Source organism: Novosphingobium sp. FW305-C-30-35 (assembly GCF_058783135.1).
Map to the genome: position 1 here is coordinate 365,103 of NZ_JBYSYJ010000002.1, position 16,103 is coordinate 381,205.

General features: G+C 63.5%; 15 protein-coding genes. 5 read left to right on the forward strand and 10 right to left on the reverse strand.

The features are described from left to right. Positions 1-57: 57 nt before the first annotated feature. The 5 genes from AC3WLM_RS18380 to AC3WLM_RS18400 form a co-directional block, all read right to left on the reverse strand. Positions 58-1,737 carry an ABC transporter ATP-binding protein gene (locus tag AC3WLM_RS18380; RefSeq protein WP_492478359.1) on the reverse strand — a complete coding sequence of 560 codons (1,680 nt, stop codon included), beginning with the start codon at positions 1,735-1,737 and terminating at the stop codon, positions 58-60. Between the two features lie 12 nt (positions 1,738-1,749). After that, positions 1,750-2,772 carry an ABC transporter permease gene (locus tag AC3WLM_RS18385; RefSeq protein WP_236727231.1) on the reverse strand — a complete coding sequence of 341 codons (1,023 nt, stop codon included), beginning with the start codon at positions 2,770-2,772 and terminating at the stop codon, positions 1,750-1,752. Between the two features lie 16 nt (positions 2,773-2,788). Further along, entirely contained in the window at positions 2,789-4,195 is a 1,407-nt protein-coding gene (locus AC3WLM_RS18390; RefSeq protein ID WP_039338527.1) for a CmpA/NrtA family ABC transporter substrate-binding protein, read from the reverse strand. A gap of 217 nt (positions 4,196-4,412) precedes the next feature. Continuing rightward, on the reverse strand, positions 4,413-5,648 hold the full coding sequence (locus AC3WLM_RS18395) for a CmpA/NrtA family ABC transporter substrate-binding protein (RefSeq protein ID WP_492478360.1): 1,236 nt from the start codon (positions 5,646-5,648) through the stop codon (positions 4,413-4,415). After that, complete coding sequence (locus tag AC3WLM_RS18400; RefSeq protein WP_492478361.1) at positions 5,648-6,226, reverse strand: ANTAR domain-containing response regulator; 579 nt, start codon at positions 6,224-6,226, stop codon at positions 5,648-5,650. The genes AC3WLM_RS18395 and AC3WLM_RS18400 overlap by 1 nt, the downstream gene beginning before the upstream one ends. 430 nt (positions 6,227-6,656) lie before the next feature. On the opposite strand from AC3WLM_RS18400, the gene AC3WLM_RS18405 reads away from it, so the two are divergent. Continuing rightward, positions 6,657-6,908 (forward strand): hypothetical protein, encoded by a 252-nt coding sequence (locus AC3WLM_RS18405; protein WP_082013549.1) that lies wholly within the window; start codon positions 6,657-6,659, stop codon positions 6,906-6,908. 59 nt (positions 6,909-6,967) lie between these two features. Here the strand turns inward: AC3WLM_RS18405 and AC3WLM_RS18410 are convergent, their stop codons facing one another. The 4 genes from AC3WLM_RS18410 to AC3WLM_RS18425 form a co-directional block, all read right to left on the reverse strand. Continuing rightward, entirely contained in the window at positions 6,968-8,737 is a 1,770-nt protein-coding gene (locus AC3WLM_RS18410) for an SLC13 family permease (RefSeq protein WP_492478362.1), read from the reverse strand. Between the two features lie 44 nt (positions 8,738-8,781). Continuing rightward, positions 8,782-9,357 (reverse strand): hypothetical protein, encoded by a 576-nt coding sequence (locus AC3WLM_RS18415; protein WP_039338518.1) that lies wholly within the window; start codon positions 9,355-9,357, stop codon positions 8,782-8,784. A 124-nt stretch (positions 9,358-9,481) separates the two neighbouring features. Continuing rightward, positions 9,482-10,009 carry a cupin domain-containing protein gene (locus AC3WLM_RS18420; protein ID WP_039338517.1) on the reverse strand — a complete coding sequence of 176 codons (528 nt, stop codon included), beginning with the start codon at positions 10,007-10,009 and terminating at the stop codon, positions 9,482-9,484. Then, complete coding sequence (locus AC3WLM_RS18425) at positions 10,006-10,950, reverse strand: fumarylacetoacetate hydrolase family protein (protein WP_492478363.1); 945 nt, start codon at positions 10,948-10,950, stop codon at positions 10,006-10,008. The genes AC3WLM_RS18420 and AC3WLM_RS18425 overlap by 4 nt, the downstream gene beginning before the upstream one ends. A 163-nt stretch (positions 10,951-11,113) precedes the next feature. Here AC3WLM_RS18425 and hisD point away from each other — a divergent pair, with 163 nt between their 5' ends. Genes hisD through AC3WLM_RS18445 form a run of 4 tightly spaced genes read left to right on the forward strand, consistent with a single transcriptional unit; the run spans position 11,114 to position 14,785 of the window. Then, complete coding sequence (hisD, locus tag AC3WLM_RS18430) at positions 11,114-12,445, forward strand: histidinol dehydrogenase (protein WP_492478248.1); 1,332 nt, start codon at positions 11,114-11,116, stop codon at positions 12,443-12,445. Between the two features lie 10 nt (positions 12,446-12,455). After that, positions 12,456-13,214, forward strand: coding sequence for an SDR family NAD(P)-dependent oxidoreductase (locus AC3WLM_RS18435; RefSeq protein ID WP_193828729.1), 759 nt, complete (start codon positions 12,456-12,458; stop codon positions 13,212-13,214). Between the two features lie 9 nt (positions 13,215-13,223). After that, entirely contained in the window at positions 13,224-14,375 is a 1,152-nt protein-coding gene (locus AC3WLM_RS18440) for an alpha/beta hydrolase family protein (protein ID WP_492478364.1), read from the forward strand. Between the two features lie 5 nt (positions 14,376-14,380). Next, a complete protein-coding gene (locus AC3WLM_RS18445) occupies positions 14,381-14,785 on the forward strand; it encodes a VOC family protein (RefSeq protein ID WP_193828827.1) in 405 nt (134 codons plus the stop codon). 158 nt (positions 14,786-14,943) lie between these two features. Here AC3WLM_RS18445 and AC3WLM_RS18450 read toward each other — a convergent pair whose 3' ends face one another. Then, positions 14,944-16,032, reverse strand: a complete 1,089-nt coding sequence (locus tag AC3WLM_RS18450; protein WP_193828828.1) for a VOC family protein — start codon at positions 16,030-16,032, stop codon at positions 14,944-14,946. Positions 16,033-16,103 lie beyond the last annotated feature (71 nt).

Consider the following 16,103-nt stretch of genomic DNA (forward strand, 5'->3'; position numbering starts at 1 on the left):
CCTCCTGAACCCCTCAAAGAAGGCCGTTCAGGCATCCCCTCAATTTCAAGTCACCGCTCAGGCGGCGCGGGCCTTCGGCCCGTGATCGTATTCGGCCAGGAAGCGCAGGACTTCCTGACGGTAGGCGTAGAAATCCGGGTGCTTGAGCAGTGTCTTGCGATCGCGCGGGCGCGGCAGGTCGACCTTCAACACCTTGCCGATGGTGGCATTGGGGCCGTTGGTCATCATCACCACGCGGTCAGCCAGCAGGATCGCCTCGTCAACGTCATGCGTCACCATGATCGCGGTCACCTTGGTGCGGTTCCAAACCTCGACCAGCACGTCCTGCAAGTCCCAGCGCGTCAGGCTGTCGAGCATGCCGAAGGGCTCGTCCAACAGCAGCAGGCGCGGGGAGAGCGCGAAGGCGCGGGCGATGCCGACACGCTGGCGCATGCCGTTGGACATTTCCGCCGCCATCTTGTCCTTGGCATCGGCAAGGCCCACGCGGTCGAGGTAATAATCGATGATCTCGCGCCGTTCTGATCGCGTCGCGTGCGGATAGACCCGCTCCACCCCCAGTGCCACGTTCTGCCGCGCGGTCAGCCACGGCATCAGGCTGGGCGCCTGGAACACCACCGCCTTGTCCGGCCCCGCCACGTCGATCTCGCGGTTGTCGAGGATGATGCCGCCCTTGCTGATCTCGTTGAGGCCTGCCGCCATCGTCAGCACGGTAGACTTGCCGCAACCCGAATGGCCGATCAGCGAGATGAACTCGCCCTTGTCCATCATCAGGTTGAAATCCTCGACCACGGTCAGCGGACCCTCAGGCGTGGGGTAGACTTTGTGGAGCTTCCAGAACTCCATGTAGCGCCGCGTCGCGCCCTTCCTCGCCGCGTCCTGATAAGCCTTGGGCGGAGGCGCCAGATCGAGCGGGGTGACGTTGGGCAGATGCCCATAATCGCTGCCCTGCGCGGCTTTCTCGCCAGCCAGCTCGCCAAGGTAATTGACGATCTCGGTGCGCAGCTTCTGGAACTCGACACTGTCGTTCACCGCCTCGCGATCCCGCGGGCGCGGCAGGGTCACCGGGAAGATCCGGCCGATCCTTGCCGCCGGAGCTGGCGTCAGCACCGCCACCCGGTCTGCCAGCAGAAGCGCCTCGTCCACGTCGTTGGTGACAAGGATGATCGTGCGCTTCTCTTCCTCGCGAATGCGGTCGATCTCGTCTTGCAGCTTTGCGCGGGTCAGGGCATCCAATGCCGAAAGCGGCTCGTCCAGCAGCAGGATCTCGGGCTCCATCGCCAGCGCGCGCGCCACCGAAACCCGCTGGCGCATCCCGCCGGAAAGCTGCGCGGGCTTGCGCTCCATCGCGTGGCCAAGGCCGACCAGTTCGACCTTCTGGCGGACCAGCGCGGCGCGCGCTTCCTTGGTGCGATCCTTGTGAACCGAGTCCACGGCGAGCGCCACGTTCTGTTCCACCGTCAGCCACGGGAACAGCGAGTAGGACTGGAACACCAGCCCGCGATCCTTGTCCGGCCCGTCGATGGCCCTGCCCCGCAGCAGGATCTCTCCGGCATCGGGTTCGACCAGACCCGCGATGGCCGAGATCAGCGTCGTCTTGCCCGCTCCGGAGAAGCCGAGGATCGCGATGAACTCGCCTTCCTCGACATCGAGGTCGATGCCGCCAAGGACTTCGGTCACGCCACCGGACTTGCCCTCGTAGGACTTGCGGAGATCTTTCAGGGAAAGGATCGTAGCCATCGGACAATCTCCTCAGACGGTGCGGTTGCGGCTGACGAAGGACTGCAGCGCCATCATCACCCGGTCGAGGCCGAAGCCGATCAGGCCAATCACCACCACGGCAACCATGATGCGAGCGAGCGACTTTTCCGAACCATTCTGGAATTCGTCCCACACGAACTTGCCGAGGCCCGGATTCTGCGCGAGCATTTCCGCCGCGATCAGCACCATCCAGCCGGTGCCGAGCGAAAGGCGCATGCCCGTGAAGATATAGGGCAGCGAGGAAGGCAGGACGAGCCGGGTCAGCTTGGCGAACCAGCCAAGGCGCAGCACGCGGCCCACCGCGATCAAGTCCTTGTCGATGCTGGCCGTGCCGATCGCGGTGTTAATCAGCGTCGGCCAGAGCGAACAGAGCATAACGACAACGGCAGAGATCACGAAGCTCTTGGGCAGGGTCGGGTCATCGCTGCTGACCGAGGCGGAAACCACCATCGTCACGATCGGCAGCCAGGCCAGCGGGCTGACCGGGCGCATCACCTGCACCAGCGGATTGATCGCGGCATTGACGCGCTTCGACATGCCGGCAACCAGACCGAGCGGCACCGCGAACATTGTCGCCAGCACAAAGCCCGCCGCCACCGTCTCGAGGCTGGTGAAGATCTGGTCGATGAAAGTCGGCGGGCCGGTGTAGGCGTACCCTGCGGCCACCGCTTCGGCCGCGGCAACGCGCGAGGCATCGGCTTCGTCCAGCAGGCCTCCAAAGGCTGACCAGACATCGCCCGGCCCAGGGAGCGTACCGAGCGATGTCTGTACCAGCGGCGCCAGCAGCGCCCACAGCGCCAGGAACCCGCCGATCCCTGCCAGCGGTGGCCAGAGCGCGTCGAACGCGGCGCGGCCCGTGGGCAGCTTGATGCCGAACGGCAGCGCTCTTTCGGGTTTCGCAGCGTTCTCCGCGTTCGTCTCCGCCTCTGTTTCGGGGAGGAGGGACCCGCCCCCCTCCATGACGTCCGCTTCGGTGCCGACGAATTCGTCCTTGCGCAATGCAACCGCGTTCATCGTAATCGCTCCTGTCTTACTTCACGCCTGCCGGTGTCACCTTCTGGCCGGCCTTCAGACCGATCGAGAAGCTGGCGACATAGGCAGCGGGTTTCTTGGCATCGAAGGGCACGCCGTCGATCGCCTCGCGGGCATAGACGCGGAAGCCGTCGGTGGCGGGGAACTGGTCGGCACTGGCCTTGCCATCGGCGACGAGCGACTTGGCCGCTTCCTCATAGATGTCCGGACGATAGACCGACTTGACCGTGTCGAGATACCACTGATCACCCTTGTCCTCGGCGATCTGCCCCCAGCGACGCATCTGCGTGAGGTACCAGATGCCATCCGAATAGAACGGGTAGCTGGCCTGTTGATCGAAGAAGAGGTTGAATTCGGGCGTATCCCGTGTGTCGCCCGCGCCGAAGGTGAACTTGCCGGTCATCGACGCCATCAGCACCTTTTCATCGGCGCCGACGTACTTCGGGCTGGCGAGCATCTTGACCGCTTCGGGCCGGTTCTTGCCGCCTTCGGCATCAAGCCACATCGAAGCGCGGATCAGCGCGCGGGTCAGCGCCTTGACCGTGTTGGGATTCTTCTTCGCGAAGTCTGCCGTCAGGCCGAAAACCTTGTCGCCCGTGGTACCCGCAATATCGGGATCAACGATGATCGGCACGCCGATCTTCTTAGCGACCGATGCCTGGTTCCACGGCTCGCCCACCGAATAGCCGTTGATCGTGCCGGCTTCCATCGTGGCGGGCATCTGTGGCGGCGGGGTGACCGAAAGCTGCACGTCGGCTCCTGTCACGCCAGCGGTATCGCCCGGCAGGTAGAAGCCGGGGTTCAGACCGCCTGCCGCCAGCCAGTAGCGCAGGATGTAGTTGTGGGTAGAGACCGGGAAGACCATGCCCATCTTGAAAGGCTTGCCCTCGGCCTTGAACTTGGCAACGACCGGGGCGAGCGCCGAGGCTGAGATCGGCATCTGCACCTTGCCATCCGGCCCCTTGGGCAGGCTGGGCGCGATCATGTCCCACACCTGGTTGGAAACCGTCACGCCCTTGCCATTGATGTCCAGCGAGAACGGCGTGACCAGCGGCACCTTGCTGCCGATCCCCGCGCCCGAGGCCAGCACCTGTCCAGCCAGCATGTGTGCGCCATCCAGCTGCCCGCCGGTCACCCCATCGAGCAGGACCTTCCAGTTCGCCTGGGGCTCGAGCGTCACGGTCAGCCCTTCCTCACGGAAGAAGCCTTTCTCTTGGGCCACGACCAGAGGGGCGATGTCAGTCAGCTTGATGAAGCCGAGCTTCAGCACCGGCTTCTCAATGCCATTGGCCGAAGCAGCAGGCTTTTCTGGCGCATCCCCGCCTTTGCCGCAGCTTGCCACGGCCACGCCCGCCAGCAATGCCGCAATCATGCCCCGCCGATTGAAACCGCCCAGTCCGACCATACTCGACCACCCCTCGAATGCGGCGTGGCAAACACGAAAAAGCCGCCCGAACGCATCCCGATGAGGGAGGTCTGGGCGGCGACGTTGCCACGCGATGTAAACCTGAGACCGTCCGGATCACCGCCGCCCGTCCTTGGGTGGCACCGTGTCGGCCTGAATGCAAAGCTATGTGATTCGCCTGCTATTCGGCAAGCTTTTTTTGCACCGCAGCGAAACTTTAGCTCCTACGCTGACTTTCAATGTAGGATTCGAGCAGTTCGGGATCGAACGGCCGACAATCAAAGAAACTGTTGTTTTCCAATGTTATGACGCCCTGCTGCATGCTGACTGAAGTGGGCTTGTGCAGGCTGCCTTCGACCTTGGAACTGGCCCCCGGCAAGGGTTCGCCGGTGCCCAATAGTGCGCTGCGATAAACATCCGGGCGGAATACGCGCGCCGCCTTGGCCGCGTCAGCCGGATCGAAGGTCAGTCCATCCCACCGCACCATCTGGCTGTAGAGCCATTCGGCCTGGCTCACCCACGGGAAGTTCGCCGCCTCGCGATGCTGGAACATGAAGTCGGGGTAGTGCAGCACCTGCCCCCCTTGCGCAAGTAGCAGCCGATCGGAGATCGCGCGGCCGATCAGCGTGGCATCGCCATCGAGGTACTCGGGCCGTGCCAGAATCGCCGCATTGGCTTCAAGGTTCGCCGGATCCACGAAGTGCTCGCCCGCCTTGCGCAAGGCTCGTACCAGTGCCTCCGCCTGGCCACGGCGCTCCTCCATGACCCGCTCACGGAAAGCCAGAACCTTCTCCACACCGCGCCGCCAGATCTGCGCCGTGACCAGCACGATCTCGCCGGCGCCGCGTTCCACGGCGACGCTGTTCCATGGCTCGCCCACGCAGATCGCGTCGACCTCGCCATGCTCCAGCGCGTCCGCGCAGAACGGGGGGGCGACGGTGGTGATTTCAACATCCAAGTCGGGCTGTACACCGCAGGCCGCCAGCCAGTACCGTAGCATGTAATTGTGGCTGGAATAGCGGTGCACCACGCCAAAACGCAGCTTGCGCCCCGCCGCCTCGACATGCGCTTTCAATGCCGCGCCCACGGTTGCCGGGTCACCCAATCCTCCGCCGGGGTTCACTGCTTTGGCAAGATCGGGCCGCATCGTGATGGCGTTGCCGTTCAGCCCCAGCACGAAGGGCACCGACAGCGGCTGCGCCGGCCGGCCCCGTCCGAGCGTGGTGGCGATTGCCAGCGGGGCGACCATGTGCGCAGCATCGCTGTGGCCATAGAGCAGCCGGTCGAGCACCGTGGCCCAGCTCATGTCCCGCACCAGGCGTAGCGACAGGCCTTCCTCCTCGGCAAAGCCATGCTCGCGCGCAAGGATCGGCAGGCACGCGTCCACCAGCGGCAGGAAGCCGATGGTCAGTTCGCCCGATGCGGCTTCCTCCGATGCGGCTTCGCCTGCCATCACTTCCCTCCCATCAGCTGGTGCGCCGTGACCACGGCTTCGGCAATGTCGGCAATGCGCTTGCCCTGGTTCATCGCCGTCTTGCGCAACTCGCTATAGGCCTGCGGTTCGGAAAAGCCGCGGCTGTCCATCAGGATGCGCTTGGCCTTGTCGACCAGTTCGCGTTCGGCCAGCTTGCCCTTGGCTTCGGCAAGGTCAGCCTCCAGCCGCGCGAAGGCGTTGAAGCGGCGCACGGCAAGATCGAGGATCGGCCTGATGCGGTGCGCCGAAAGGCCGTCAACGACATAGGACGAAACCCCGGCATCGACCGAGGCAGCGATCGATTCCTCGTCGCTTTCATCGACAAATATCGCGATTGGGCGGCCAAGCACCCGGCTGACGGCGAAGTATTCCTCCAGCACGTCGCGCGAGGGGTTTCCAAGGTCCATCAGCACGATGTCGGGCGCGATCTCGCCGATGCTGGCTACCAGCCCTCGCCTTTCGGTGACCACGAAGATCTCGCAGTCTTCCAGCGTCGCAAGCCCTTCGCGGATCACCGCGGCACGGCTGGCGCTTTCATCGACGATGGCAATCCGCATGGGCACGCCTAGTGCGCGGAGGACAGTCGAGTTTCAAGGCATTTCTGGAACGGCGTGAACCTCGTCCGCGCAAGGCCGATCTCCGAATCGAGCGCGGACACGCCGTGCATGATCGCTCTGAAGGTTCCTCAGATGCACCCTTGCGGGCTATGTCTTTTGACACGATCCGTCGCCTATGTTGCACCGCACAACGCTGGAGGAATGCCGACGCGAACCCACGGCGCGACGAGGTGAAAGGTTCGTAAAAACAATTAATTAGGCATTAATCGCCAAGGCTCGACCGTTCCCTCGCCCCATGCAGAAACGCTGCCAGGGCGAGCGAGAGTCATCACTACAGGACACGCATCGTCCGGTTGCCGCAAGTGTCGCGGCCGCCGTCGGCTCTCGCTGTCCCAAGTCCACGCAAAGACGGAAGTCCAAGGAGGTCGACATGCGAAAGACCGGAACGATATCCACGATCCTGACCGCTGGCGCAGGAGCATTGCTGCTGGCGGCGCCGGCATTTGCCGGCACACGGCCAGACAATGGCAAGGCTTACGCCAGCACCGCCGCCAAGCCGCAATTGAGAACCGACGTCGGCCCGAAAAAGGGTTTCCCCGACACGCCCGGCCTCTCCCGCGCCCGTGACCGGGCAAGCGAGAATGCTGCCTTCAATCGCTACAAGAGCGGAGGCGCTGCCTGAACACGACCAACCGAAGCAGAAAAGAGGCCCCCGCCCGGTCCGGCGGGGGCCTTATCGAGCTATAATGGCCAGAACCACAGGATCAGCGGCGTGCCGATCAGCACCACCAGCAGCGATAGGGGCGCGCCAAGCCGGGCATAATCGCCAAACCGGTATCCCCCTGGCCCCAGCACAAGCGTATTGCACTGGTGTCCGATGGGCGTGAGAAAATCACAGCCCGCGCCGACCGCAGTCGCGATCAGGAAGGCCTCGGGGCGGTAATGGAGCTGCTGGGCGAATACCCCGGCAATCGGGGCCATGACCAGCACGGTCGCCGCGTTGTTGAGGAACGGGGTCACCGCCATGGCTGCGACAAGGATCAGCGCAACCGCCCCCCATGCAGGAAGCTTCACGGCGAAATCGGCAAGCAACGTGGCGATAACGTCGGAGGCCCCGGTCGTCTGCAATGACGCGCTGACGGGAATCAATGCGGCCAGCATGATGAGGATCGGCCATTCGATGGCCTTGTACGCCTCATCCGCAGGAAGCGCGCCGGTGATCACGGTCAGCCCCGCAGCGGCAAAGAACGCCAATGCAGCGGGCATGAAGCCGGTCCCCGCTGCCACCATTGCAGCGGCCAGGATCGCGAGTGACAACCACCGGGTACGCTTCGAGCCCAGTCCGATCTTGCGCTCAGCCAGCGGCAGCGCCCCCATTTCGGCAAGGCGCGCCGGCAGGGTATCGAGCGGGCCTTGCAGAACGATCACATCGCCTGCCTGCAGCACCGTGTTGCCGGGCTTGTTGGCGATCGTCTCGCCCTCGCGCGAAATGGCAAGAAGGTTGATGCCAAGCCGCTCGCGCATCTGCAAACGCCCGGCAGTGCGCCCGATCAGCCCGGAATCGGCATGTACCACGGCTTCGATAACGCCGACGCCGTCGGGCTTGTGGCCACTGCCATCTTCGTCGTCACCTGCCAGCGCCAGCCGGTCGGCGCCGATGACCTGTTCGAGCAGGTTGGGCTCGCCGCTCAGGATCAGGACATCGCCTTCGCCGATATGGGTTTCCGGCGTAACCTCACCGCGCATGTCGCCACGCAGGAGTCCTGCAACCTCCACCTCGCCCTCATGCCGTTCGACAAACCCGGCAACGCTCAAGCCTGCGATGGGCGATCCCGTCGTCACGGTAGCCTCGATCACATAGGCAGAGATGTTGATCGCTTCGGACATGCCCTGCGCTGCATGCCGATCAGTGGGCAGCAGGCGCCAGCCCACCGAAAGGAACACCAGGCCGACCGCCAGCAACGCCAGGCCCGTTGGCAAGTAGTCGAACATGCGAAACGGCTCGCCCGTCATCTCCTCGCGCACGCGGCTGACGATGATGTTTGGCGAGGTGCCGATAAGAGTGGTCAGCCCGCCCAGAAGCGACGCAAACGCCATCGGCATGAGATAGAGCGACGGCGATGCCTTGTTGCGACGCGCCATCTGCACGGCTCCCGGCATCAGCATGGCCAGCGCACCGACGTTTTTAATAAAGCCCGATGACAGTCCCACCGCCGCCGAAAGCACCAGCATTTGCCGCTGCGGCTTGCGGATGCGCTGGGCCAGGGATTGCAGCAACCGCTCGATCATGCCCGATCGTTGTACTGCGGCGGAAAGAACCAGCGCCGAGCCGACGATCACCACGATGTCATCGGAAAAACCGGTGAACGCGGCATCGGGCGAGACCACGCCGATCGCCACAGCGAACAACAGCGCGATGACGGCGGTCACGTCGTATCGGAAGCGCCCCCACAAAAACAGGGCCATCATCCCGCCAAGGGTGGCCAGTGAAAGCCATTGGGGCTGCGTCATTGCAGCACCTAACGCTTAACCGATATTCAGGTTCCGGCTCGGGCCTAGAACCGCAGTTCGCCCTGCACCGCCACGCCGCGCCGCGGGGCCTGCACAGGGCGGACTTGCGGCAGCAGGCAACGCGCTTTCCCCTGCAGGACATAGACCGCGTGGCGCTGTCCGCCGCGATTTTCGTGGTCGATGGCATAGCCCTTGTAATAGCGGCGCAGCAGGCCCGCCCCGACGAGTTCCGAAACCGCGCGGCTGAGGTTGCTCTTGCCCGAAGCCCGCACACGCGCGCGGACTTCATCCTCGATCACTTGCGCCGCTTCTCCCGGGTCTTCGGGCATGCGGCCTTCAAGGATCAGGTCAGAGCGTACCCGTTCGGTCAGGGCCACACGACGAGGATCGCGCCCGCCCATCGGGGCAAGGCTGTCGCACAGCCAGTCCCGCAAGGTGAAGGCCTGCCTCCCGCGCCGGACGAATGGCCCCGCCTCACCCTTCTCGTCGGCAACCTCGGCGATCAGGCTCAGCACCATGAACGCATAGCGCGGCCTGGAACTCGCCTGCGAAAGGCAGTTCAGCAAGGAGGACATCGCGCCATGGGAAGACGGGCCGGAAAGAATGGCAGTCTGGAACATTCAGGGATTCAACAAAGCACATAAGGTGACTCCTGTGAATCCCCGGCGAGTCGGGGCGACGTTGAAATCCAACTTTTGTCCCCTGTGACACTTTGCCCGAAGGCAAAGTGTCACAAGCTAACCTTTAATGACCGGCGGTGACGTCTTCTGGCTTGTTTTCGCTCAGCGCGGTTCCGTTATGCACATAGGCCGGTGCTTCGATCAGAATGAACGCGATCCGGCAGATCTCATCAGTGGTGTTCCGCCACAGATGGACAGTGCCACGCTGGACGATGACCCCGCCTTCTCGGATGGTCTTCTTCACGCCATTTTCCAGCTCCAGCTCCACTTCGCCCTTCATGACGATCCCATAGTCAATGGAATTGGTGCGGTGCATCGGACTTTCCTGGTGCGGCAGCATGTCGCAGATGCGGATGACCGACCCGCCGTTTAGCGTAAGGCCGGTCTCGCGATCCCGGCCATCGGTCTCGTCGTTGTTGTCTGCCGGAACCGTGGCTGTCGACCAGATGGTCAGCATGGCAGCATCGCCCGTGGGAATCAGCTCCAGTGGCGTGACGTCCTCGGACTTGAATATCGCGCGACCATCGCTGTCATGCCCCGTCACCACCCGCTGAACAGGCGGCAAGCCGAAATCGTAAACTCTGCTGGTCATGCTCTCGTCACCTTCTGCTCAAGCTCGCCAAACGGGGCGCGCCCATTTTCATCTGTCGCATACATGCGAACGCGGTCGCCAAACTTCATGAACTCCGTCTTCGGCTGCCCGAGGTCGATCACCTCGATCCCGCGACGTTCTGCAATGCACGACGAGCCAATATCGCGGAAGTTGGCATTCGACACCGTGCCCGATCCGATCACCGTGCCGGCGACAAGATCGCGGGTCCTCGCCGCGTGGGCAACCAGCTCGTGGAAGCCATAGCCCATGGGCTCTCCCTGCGCGGCCCCGAACTGCTTGCCGTTCCATTCCACGTTCAGGGTCAGGCAGACCCGGCCATGCCGCCAAGCATCACCGAGCTCGTCGGGAGTGACAGCGAACGGTGCCATACCGCACGGCGGCTTTGCCTGAATCCAACCGAAGCCGGTCTTCATTTCAGGTCCTGCGAGAGTGCGCAACGACCAGTCGTTGATCTGCACGATCAGCCGGATATGCTTAAAGGCATCGGCCGGAGTCGTGCCCATGGGCACGGCGTCAACAACCACCCCGAATTCGCCTTCAAAGTCGATGCCCAGCGATTCGTCGGAAAAAGGCACGTTGTCGTACGGCCCGTAGAACCTGTCTGAGACACCTTGGTACATCAGCGGCAGATCGGTCTTCGGTTTTGAAATGCCCAGCACGGCATCCATCAGGTCGCCGTGGCTTTGATAGGCTGATCCGTCGAGCCACTGCCAGGCACGAGGCAACGGGGCACAAAGATCGGTCTTGGCGAGCTCGTCCGGGAATTCCCAGACACCGGCGAGCAACTTCAGGGCAAGATCCCAATTCTCGAGCGCATCCTGCAAGGTCGGAATGGGCGCGAATGCATATCGCAATCCGTCCGGAGATATGACGACGAGCCGCCCATCCTTCGATCCATCTCGCAATGTTGCCAACCGCATTGGCATCCCTTCCCTTTATCTTCCCTACGCTCACGTCGTCTATTTCCTGGCAAATCCCGAAGCAAAGGCGTTGGATCGATATGATGGCATCGAAAGAATGCGATGGTGTGGGTCTGGCGGGTCCTGCAGTTGGTGCGCGTTGGAAGCACTTGAGGGGAGATTCATGGCCATATGGCTGAAGCGCGGCGCTGCTGCGGAGAGCAAGGCGGAGGCGGATCGCAAGGTTCGTGACGTTGTCGAGGCGGCGCTGGCGGACATCGAGAAGCGTGGTGATGCTGCGGTTCGCGAGATGAGCGTGAAGTTCGATGGCTGGGACCGTGCCGACTATCGCCTGAGCCAGGCGGAGATCGATGCGGCGGTGGACAGCCTGTCGCCGCAGGAGCGCAAGGACATCGAGTTTGCGCAGGCCCAAGTGCGCAATTTCGCGCAGATCCAGCGCGAGAGCATGAAGGACGTCGAGGTCGAGACGATGCCTGGCGTCGTGCTTGGCCACAGAAACGTCCCGATCCAGGCGGCCGGTTGCTATGTGCCGGGCGGCAAGTATCCGCTGCTGGCCTCGGCGCACATGTCGGTGATCACGGCCAAGGTGGCCGGCGTCCCGCGCGTCGTGACCTGCGCGCCTCCGTTCCAGGGCAAGCCCGCGCGCGCCATCGTTGCAGCGCAGGCCCTGGCCGGGGCGGACACCATCTATGCGCTGGGCGGCATCCAGGCGATCGGGGCCATGGCCATCGGCACCGAGACGATCGACCCGGTCGACATCCTTGTCGGGCCCGGCAACGCTTTCGTCGCCGAAGCCAAGCGCCAGCTGTTCGGCCGCGTCGGCATCGACCTCTTCGCCGGCCCGACCGAGACCCTGATCATTGCCGACGAGATCGGCTGCGATCCGGAGATGGCCGCGACCGACATTCTCGGCCAGATCGAGCACGGACCGGACAGCCCCGGCGTGCTGCTGACCAATTCGGAGAGCTTTGCGCGGGCCACGATGGCCGAGATCGACCGTCTGCTCGAGATCCTGCCGACCGCCGATCACGCGCGCAAGGCGTGGGAAGCGTTCGGTGAAGTCATCGTCGCCGACAGTTACGAGATGATGGTGCGCATTGCCGACGACATCGCCAGCGAGCACGTGCAGGTGATGACCGCCGACCCTGACTACTTCCTGCAGAACATGACCAACTACGGCGCGCTGTTCCTGGGCAATCGCACCAACGTCTCGTTCGGCGACAAGGTCATCGGCACCAACCACACCCTGCCCACGAAGAAGGCCGCGCGCTATACCGGTGGCCTGTGGGTGGGCAAGTTCCTCAAGACCTGCACCTACCAGAAGGTCCTGACCGACGAGGCTTCGGCGCTGGTGGGCGAATACTGCAGCCGCCTCTGCGCGCTGGAAGGCTTTGCCGGCCACGGCGAGCAGGCCAACATCCGCGTGCGCCGCTTCGGCGGGCGCGATGTGCCTTACGCCGGGCAGGCCGCGCCGAGTGAACTGACCAAAGCATGAGGGGCGTGGCATGACTCCCCTGCCCCGCACCCCCTCGCTGCGTCTTGATGGCAAGCGGGCGGTCGTGACAGGCGCAGGGCGAGGCATCGGTCTGGCCGCCGCCGCTGCCCTTGCCCAGGCGGGCGCGGCGGTCACTCTCGTCGCCCGCTCGTCCGGCGAGATCGCGCAAGCGGCAGCCGCGATCGGCAACGGCGCGCAAGGCGCCACGCTCGACGTCGCCGACCTCGACGCCGTGGCTGCGTTCTTTGCCGAGCGCGAGCCGTTTCACGTGCTGGTCAACAACGCCGGCACCAACCGGCCCATGCCGATGTGGGACGTCGGCCCGGCGGACTACGATGCCGTCCTGGGCCTCAACCTGCGCGCGGCCTTCTTTGTCGCGCAGGCCTGCGCCCGCCGGATGATCGAGACCGGCACGCCAGGCTCCCTCATCCACATGGGCTCGCAGATGGGCCATGTCGGCGGGCCCAACCGCTCGCTCTATTGCGCAAGCAAATGGGCGATCGAAGGCATGAACAAGTCCTTTGCGCTCGACCTGGCGCAGCATGGCATCCGATCGAACACGATCGCGCCGACCTTCATCGAAACCCCGCTGACCGAGCCGATGTTCGCCGACCCGGCCTTCCGGGCCAGCGTGCTGGCCAGGATCAAGCTGGGACGGATCGGCAAGGTCGAGGACCTGATGGGCGCCGTGCTGTTCCTTGCAACCGACGCCTCCGCGCTGATGACCGGAACCAGCCTCGTCGTCGATGGCGGCTGGACCGCAGAATAGGATTGCACGATGTTCGAACCCTTTCCCGGTAACTATGTCTGGAACCTGGGCATCAACCTTGCCCTGATCGCAGGCGGCAACCACGGCGAACTGGACGAGGTCTGCCGGCCCGTCCGGGAGGCGGCAAAGGCCGGCGCCGATGCCGGGTCCGCACAACTGTTCGACAGCTGGATTGCCGTGGCCGATCAGGTGACCCGCAATGCCGAACGCGACGAGGCCGATGGCTATCTCCTCTCGGCCGGCGCCAAGTACCTGCGCGCTTCGGGATACTACCTCGGGGCCGAGCGCCTGCAGAGCCGCGACTACGCGCCGCGCTGGGCGGCCTATGACAAGGGCCTCGAACTCTACCACAAGGGCAGCGCGCTTAGCGGCCTCCATGTCGAGAAGGTGGAGATCCCCTACGAGGGAGCGAGCTATCCGGCGATCTTCGTCCACGATGGCAGCGGCACGCCGCGGCCCACGCTGGTCTCGGTCAATGGCCTCGATTCCATGAAGGAGCAGGTGTGCATGGCAGGCCATGGCGCGGTGAACCTGGCCCGCGGCATGAACACGCTCTTCCTCGACCAGCCCGGCACCGGCGAAGCGATCCGCAAGCGCAATCTCCCCGCCGTCCACGACGCCGAACGCTGGGGCAGCCCGGCCTTCGACTATCTCCTGACGCGCAGCGATGTGATTCACTCGAAGATCGGCATCTTCGGCCTGTCCTTCGGTGGCTACCACGCCCCGCGCATCGCCGCGAACGATCCCCGTTACGCACTGTGTGCCGTCATGGGCGCAAACCACGTCTGGGGCCAGCGCCAGCGCGAACGCGTCGCCAACGAGGGCGAGAACCCCGTCCCGCACTACTGGGACCACGTCATGTGGGTCTTCGGCATCGACGATCGCGAGGCATTCCTCGCCTACGCCGACCAGATCACCCTCGACGGACAGGTGGACAAGATCCGCGTGCCATTCCTCGTCACCCACGGCGAAAACGACCGCCAGATCCCCGTCTACAACGCCCACATGAGCTACGATCAGGCCACCAACAGCCCAAAACGCTCCCTGCGCATCTTCACAAAAGCCGACTTCGAAGTCGAACACTGCGGCGCCGACAACGGCACCGCCATGCGCGACTACATCGCAGACTGGTGCGCCCAAACATTCAACGAAATGGTGTAGACCTCATGGCTGACTTTACTTTCCATCACGGCGGCGTGTCGGTCCCCTCGCTCGAACAGGCGATCGAATGGTATGGCACGATCCTCGGCTTCACTGTGGAACACCGCTTCTACATCGAGGCCGCGAGGAGCCACACGGCCATGCTGCGCAAGGGGCCTCTCCGGTTCGAAATCTTTGAGGTCGAGGGGGCAGCCCCCCTGCCGGACGAACGCCGCTACCCACCGCGCGACGTTCAGACTCACGGGAACAAGCATGTCGCTTTTCAGGTCGCCGACCTGGATTCCTTTTTGGCGGAAATGGAACAGAAAGGTGCTGACATCGCGATGGTCGTGCGCGAAAGCTTCGGCAGGGGATGCTTTATACGTGACTGCGCGGGCAATCTGATCGAATTCGTGGAGGGCGTGGCCTGAACCCGCGACGATATCTACATCGTCAACGAAGCCCCGAATCCACCGACGCAGGTCAGATGGGGGATCCTCTGCGCAAAGCTGAACTCCGGCCCTCTTCTCATCCCATGCAATAAGACGAATAGGGGCGCCTCTCTGTCGGGGCGCCCCTTTCTGCAATCTCAGATGGCGTGCTCGTCCTCTTCGGTCAGATTTGCCAGATCGCCCTCGATCGGACGTTTCCCGGGCTTGGAGCGACGATAGGGATCAAAACTTTTACGGTCTTGGTCGAAGGTCATCTCCCAAGGGATGTCGTCGCCCCGGAAGATCTTGGGAGCGTTGTGCGACCAGAGCAGCGAGCCGAACTTGAAGTCCCACGCACGCGGCACCCACCCATCGTCGACATAATCCGTGTCGGCATGATATTCGGCCTCGCCGGCATGCCCGGGAATCTCGCAATAATAATAGATTGCACTCGAGATACGGTGCCGGGAGATACCGCCACTCGTGTTCATGGTGGTATTTTTCCAGCCCTTGTTGTCCATGATGTTGGCGCCGAGCATGACCTCGTCGATGTCATCGCAGCCGAATGCGATGTGCATGAACTTGAAGTGATCCGGAGCGATGGGAAGATCGCAGTTCACCCAGAAGATCGAATGATGCTCGAACGTACCCCCCGCCCGGGCGAAGATACCGGTCCCCTTCGAATGATCGACATAGCGGAAGCCGAGGTGCCGTTCGTAGAACTCGAAGCTGCCGACATAGTCGGTGCTGAAAAAGACGACGTGGTTGATCGTCTTCGGCCGTGCCCGCTTCCGCCAGATGCGGTGCTGGTTGAAGCGCGGCCAGCTTGACGGCGTGTTGACCGGACTGGCTTCCGAAACCACCGGCTTCTTCTGCCAGACACGCAGGGCAATGGGCTGACCATCCGGGCAAACGCAATGCACGGTTCCATCCGCGTCCCGGGCGACCGGCACTTCGCCGGCCAAGCTCGCGGCGAGCAACTCGAGATTTTCGGTCGTGTCTACCCCCCAGACAGTCTCCTTGATCCCGTCGCCGACATAGGGATCAGGTGAAGGCAGCCTGGCATCCCCATGCGGCAGAAGCACGAGGCGACTACCGGATGGCAGGAGAAAGGTTGCTTCCTCTTCGCTGGCGTGTTCGATCTGCAGGCCGAAATCGACCCAGAAGCGGGTATGCTCAGCGATGTCGGTCACGCCGAAAATGACACGTTCGATACCGATGACGGCTGTAGAATCCTTGGGTGGCATGATTACTCCGGAAGTCCCCTTAGCCGGACTGTCATGCCTAATAACCGCAAGGTCCGGAAACCAAAGTTTCC

Excerpts from the sequence above, each read along its gene's own strand:
- AC3WLM_RS18440 (WP_492478364.1), top strand. The coding sequence starts at position 13,224 with ATGTTCGAACCCTTTCCCGGTAACTATGTCTGGAACCTGGGCATCAAC.
- AC3WLM_RS18400 (WP_492478361.1), bottom strand. The coding sequence starts at position 6,226 with ATGCGGATTGCCATCGTCGATGAAAGCGCCAGCCGTGCCGCGGTGATC.
- hisD (WP_492478248.1), top strand. The coding sequence starts at position 11,114 with ATGGCCATATGGCTGAAGCGCGGCGCTGCTGCGGAGAGCAAGGCGGAG.
- AC3WLM_RS18385 (WP_236727231.1), bottom strand. The coding sequence starts at position 2,772 with ATGAACGCGGTTGCATTGCGCAAGGACGAATTCGTCGGCACCGAAGCG.
- AC3WLM_RS18395 (WP_492478360.1), bottom strand. The coding sequence starts at position 5,648 with ATGGCAGGCGAAGCCGCATCGGAGGAAGCCGCATCGGGCGAACTGACC.
- AC3WLM_RS18415 (WP_039338518.1), bottom strand. The coding sequence starts at position 9,357 with ATGTTCCAGACTGCCATTCTTTCCGGCCCGTCTTCCCATGGCGCGATG.
- AC3WLM_RS18435 (WP_193828729.1), top strand. The coding sequence starts at position 12,456 with ATGACTCCCCTGCCCCGCACCCCCTCGCTGCGTCTTGATGGCAAGCGG.
- AC3WLM_RS18450 (WP_193828828.1), bottom strand. The coding sequence starts at position 16,032 with ATGCCACCCAAGGATTCTACAGCCGTCATCGGTATCGAACGTGTCATT.
- AC3WLM_RS18425 (WP_492478363.1), bottom strand. The coding sequence starts at position 10,950 with ATGCGGTTGGCAACATTGCGAGATGGATCGAAGGATGGGCGGCTCGTC.
- AC3WLM_RS18405 (WP_082013549.1), top strand. The coding sequence starts at position 6,657 with ATGCGAAAGACCGGAACGATATCCACGATCCTGACCGCTGGCGCAGGA.
- AC3WLM_RS18420 (WP_039338517.1), bottom strand. The coding sequence starts at position 10,009 with ATGACCAGCAGAGTTTACGATTTCGGCTTGCCGCCTGTTCAGCGGGTG.
- AC3WLM_RS18410 (WP_492478362.1), bottom strand. The coding sequence starts at position 8,737 with ATGACGCAGCCCCAATGGCTTTCACTGGCCACCCTTGGCGGGATGATG.
- AC3WLM_RS18390 (WP_039338527.1), bottom strand. The coding sequence starts at position 4,195 with ATGGTCGGACTGGGCGGTTTCAATCGGCGGGGCATGATTGCGGCATTG.
- AC3WLM_RS18380 (WP_492478359.1), bottom strand. The coding sequence starts at position 1,737 with ATGGCTACGATCCTTTCCCTGAAAGATCTCCGCAAGTCCTACGAGGGC.
- AC3WLM_RS18445 (WP_193828827.1), top strand. The coding sequence starts at position 14,381 with ATGGCTGACTTTACTTTCCATCACGGCGGCGTGTCGGTCCCCTCGCTC.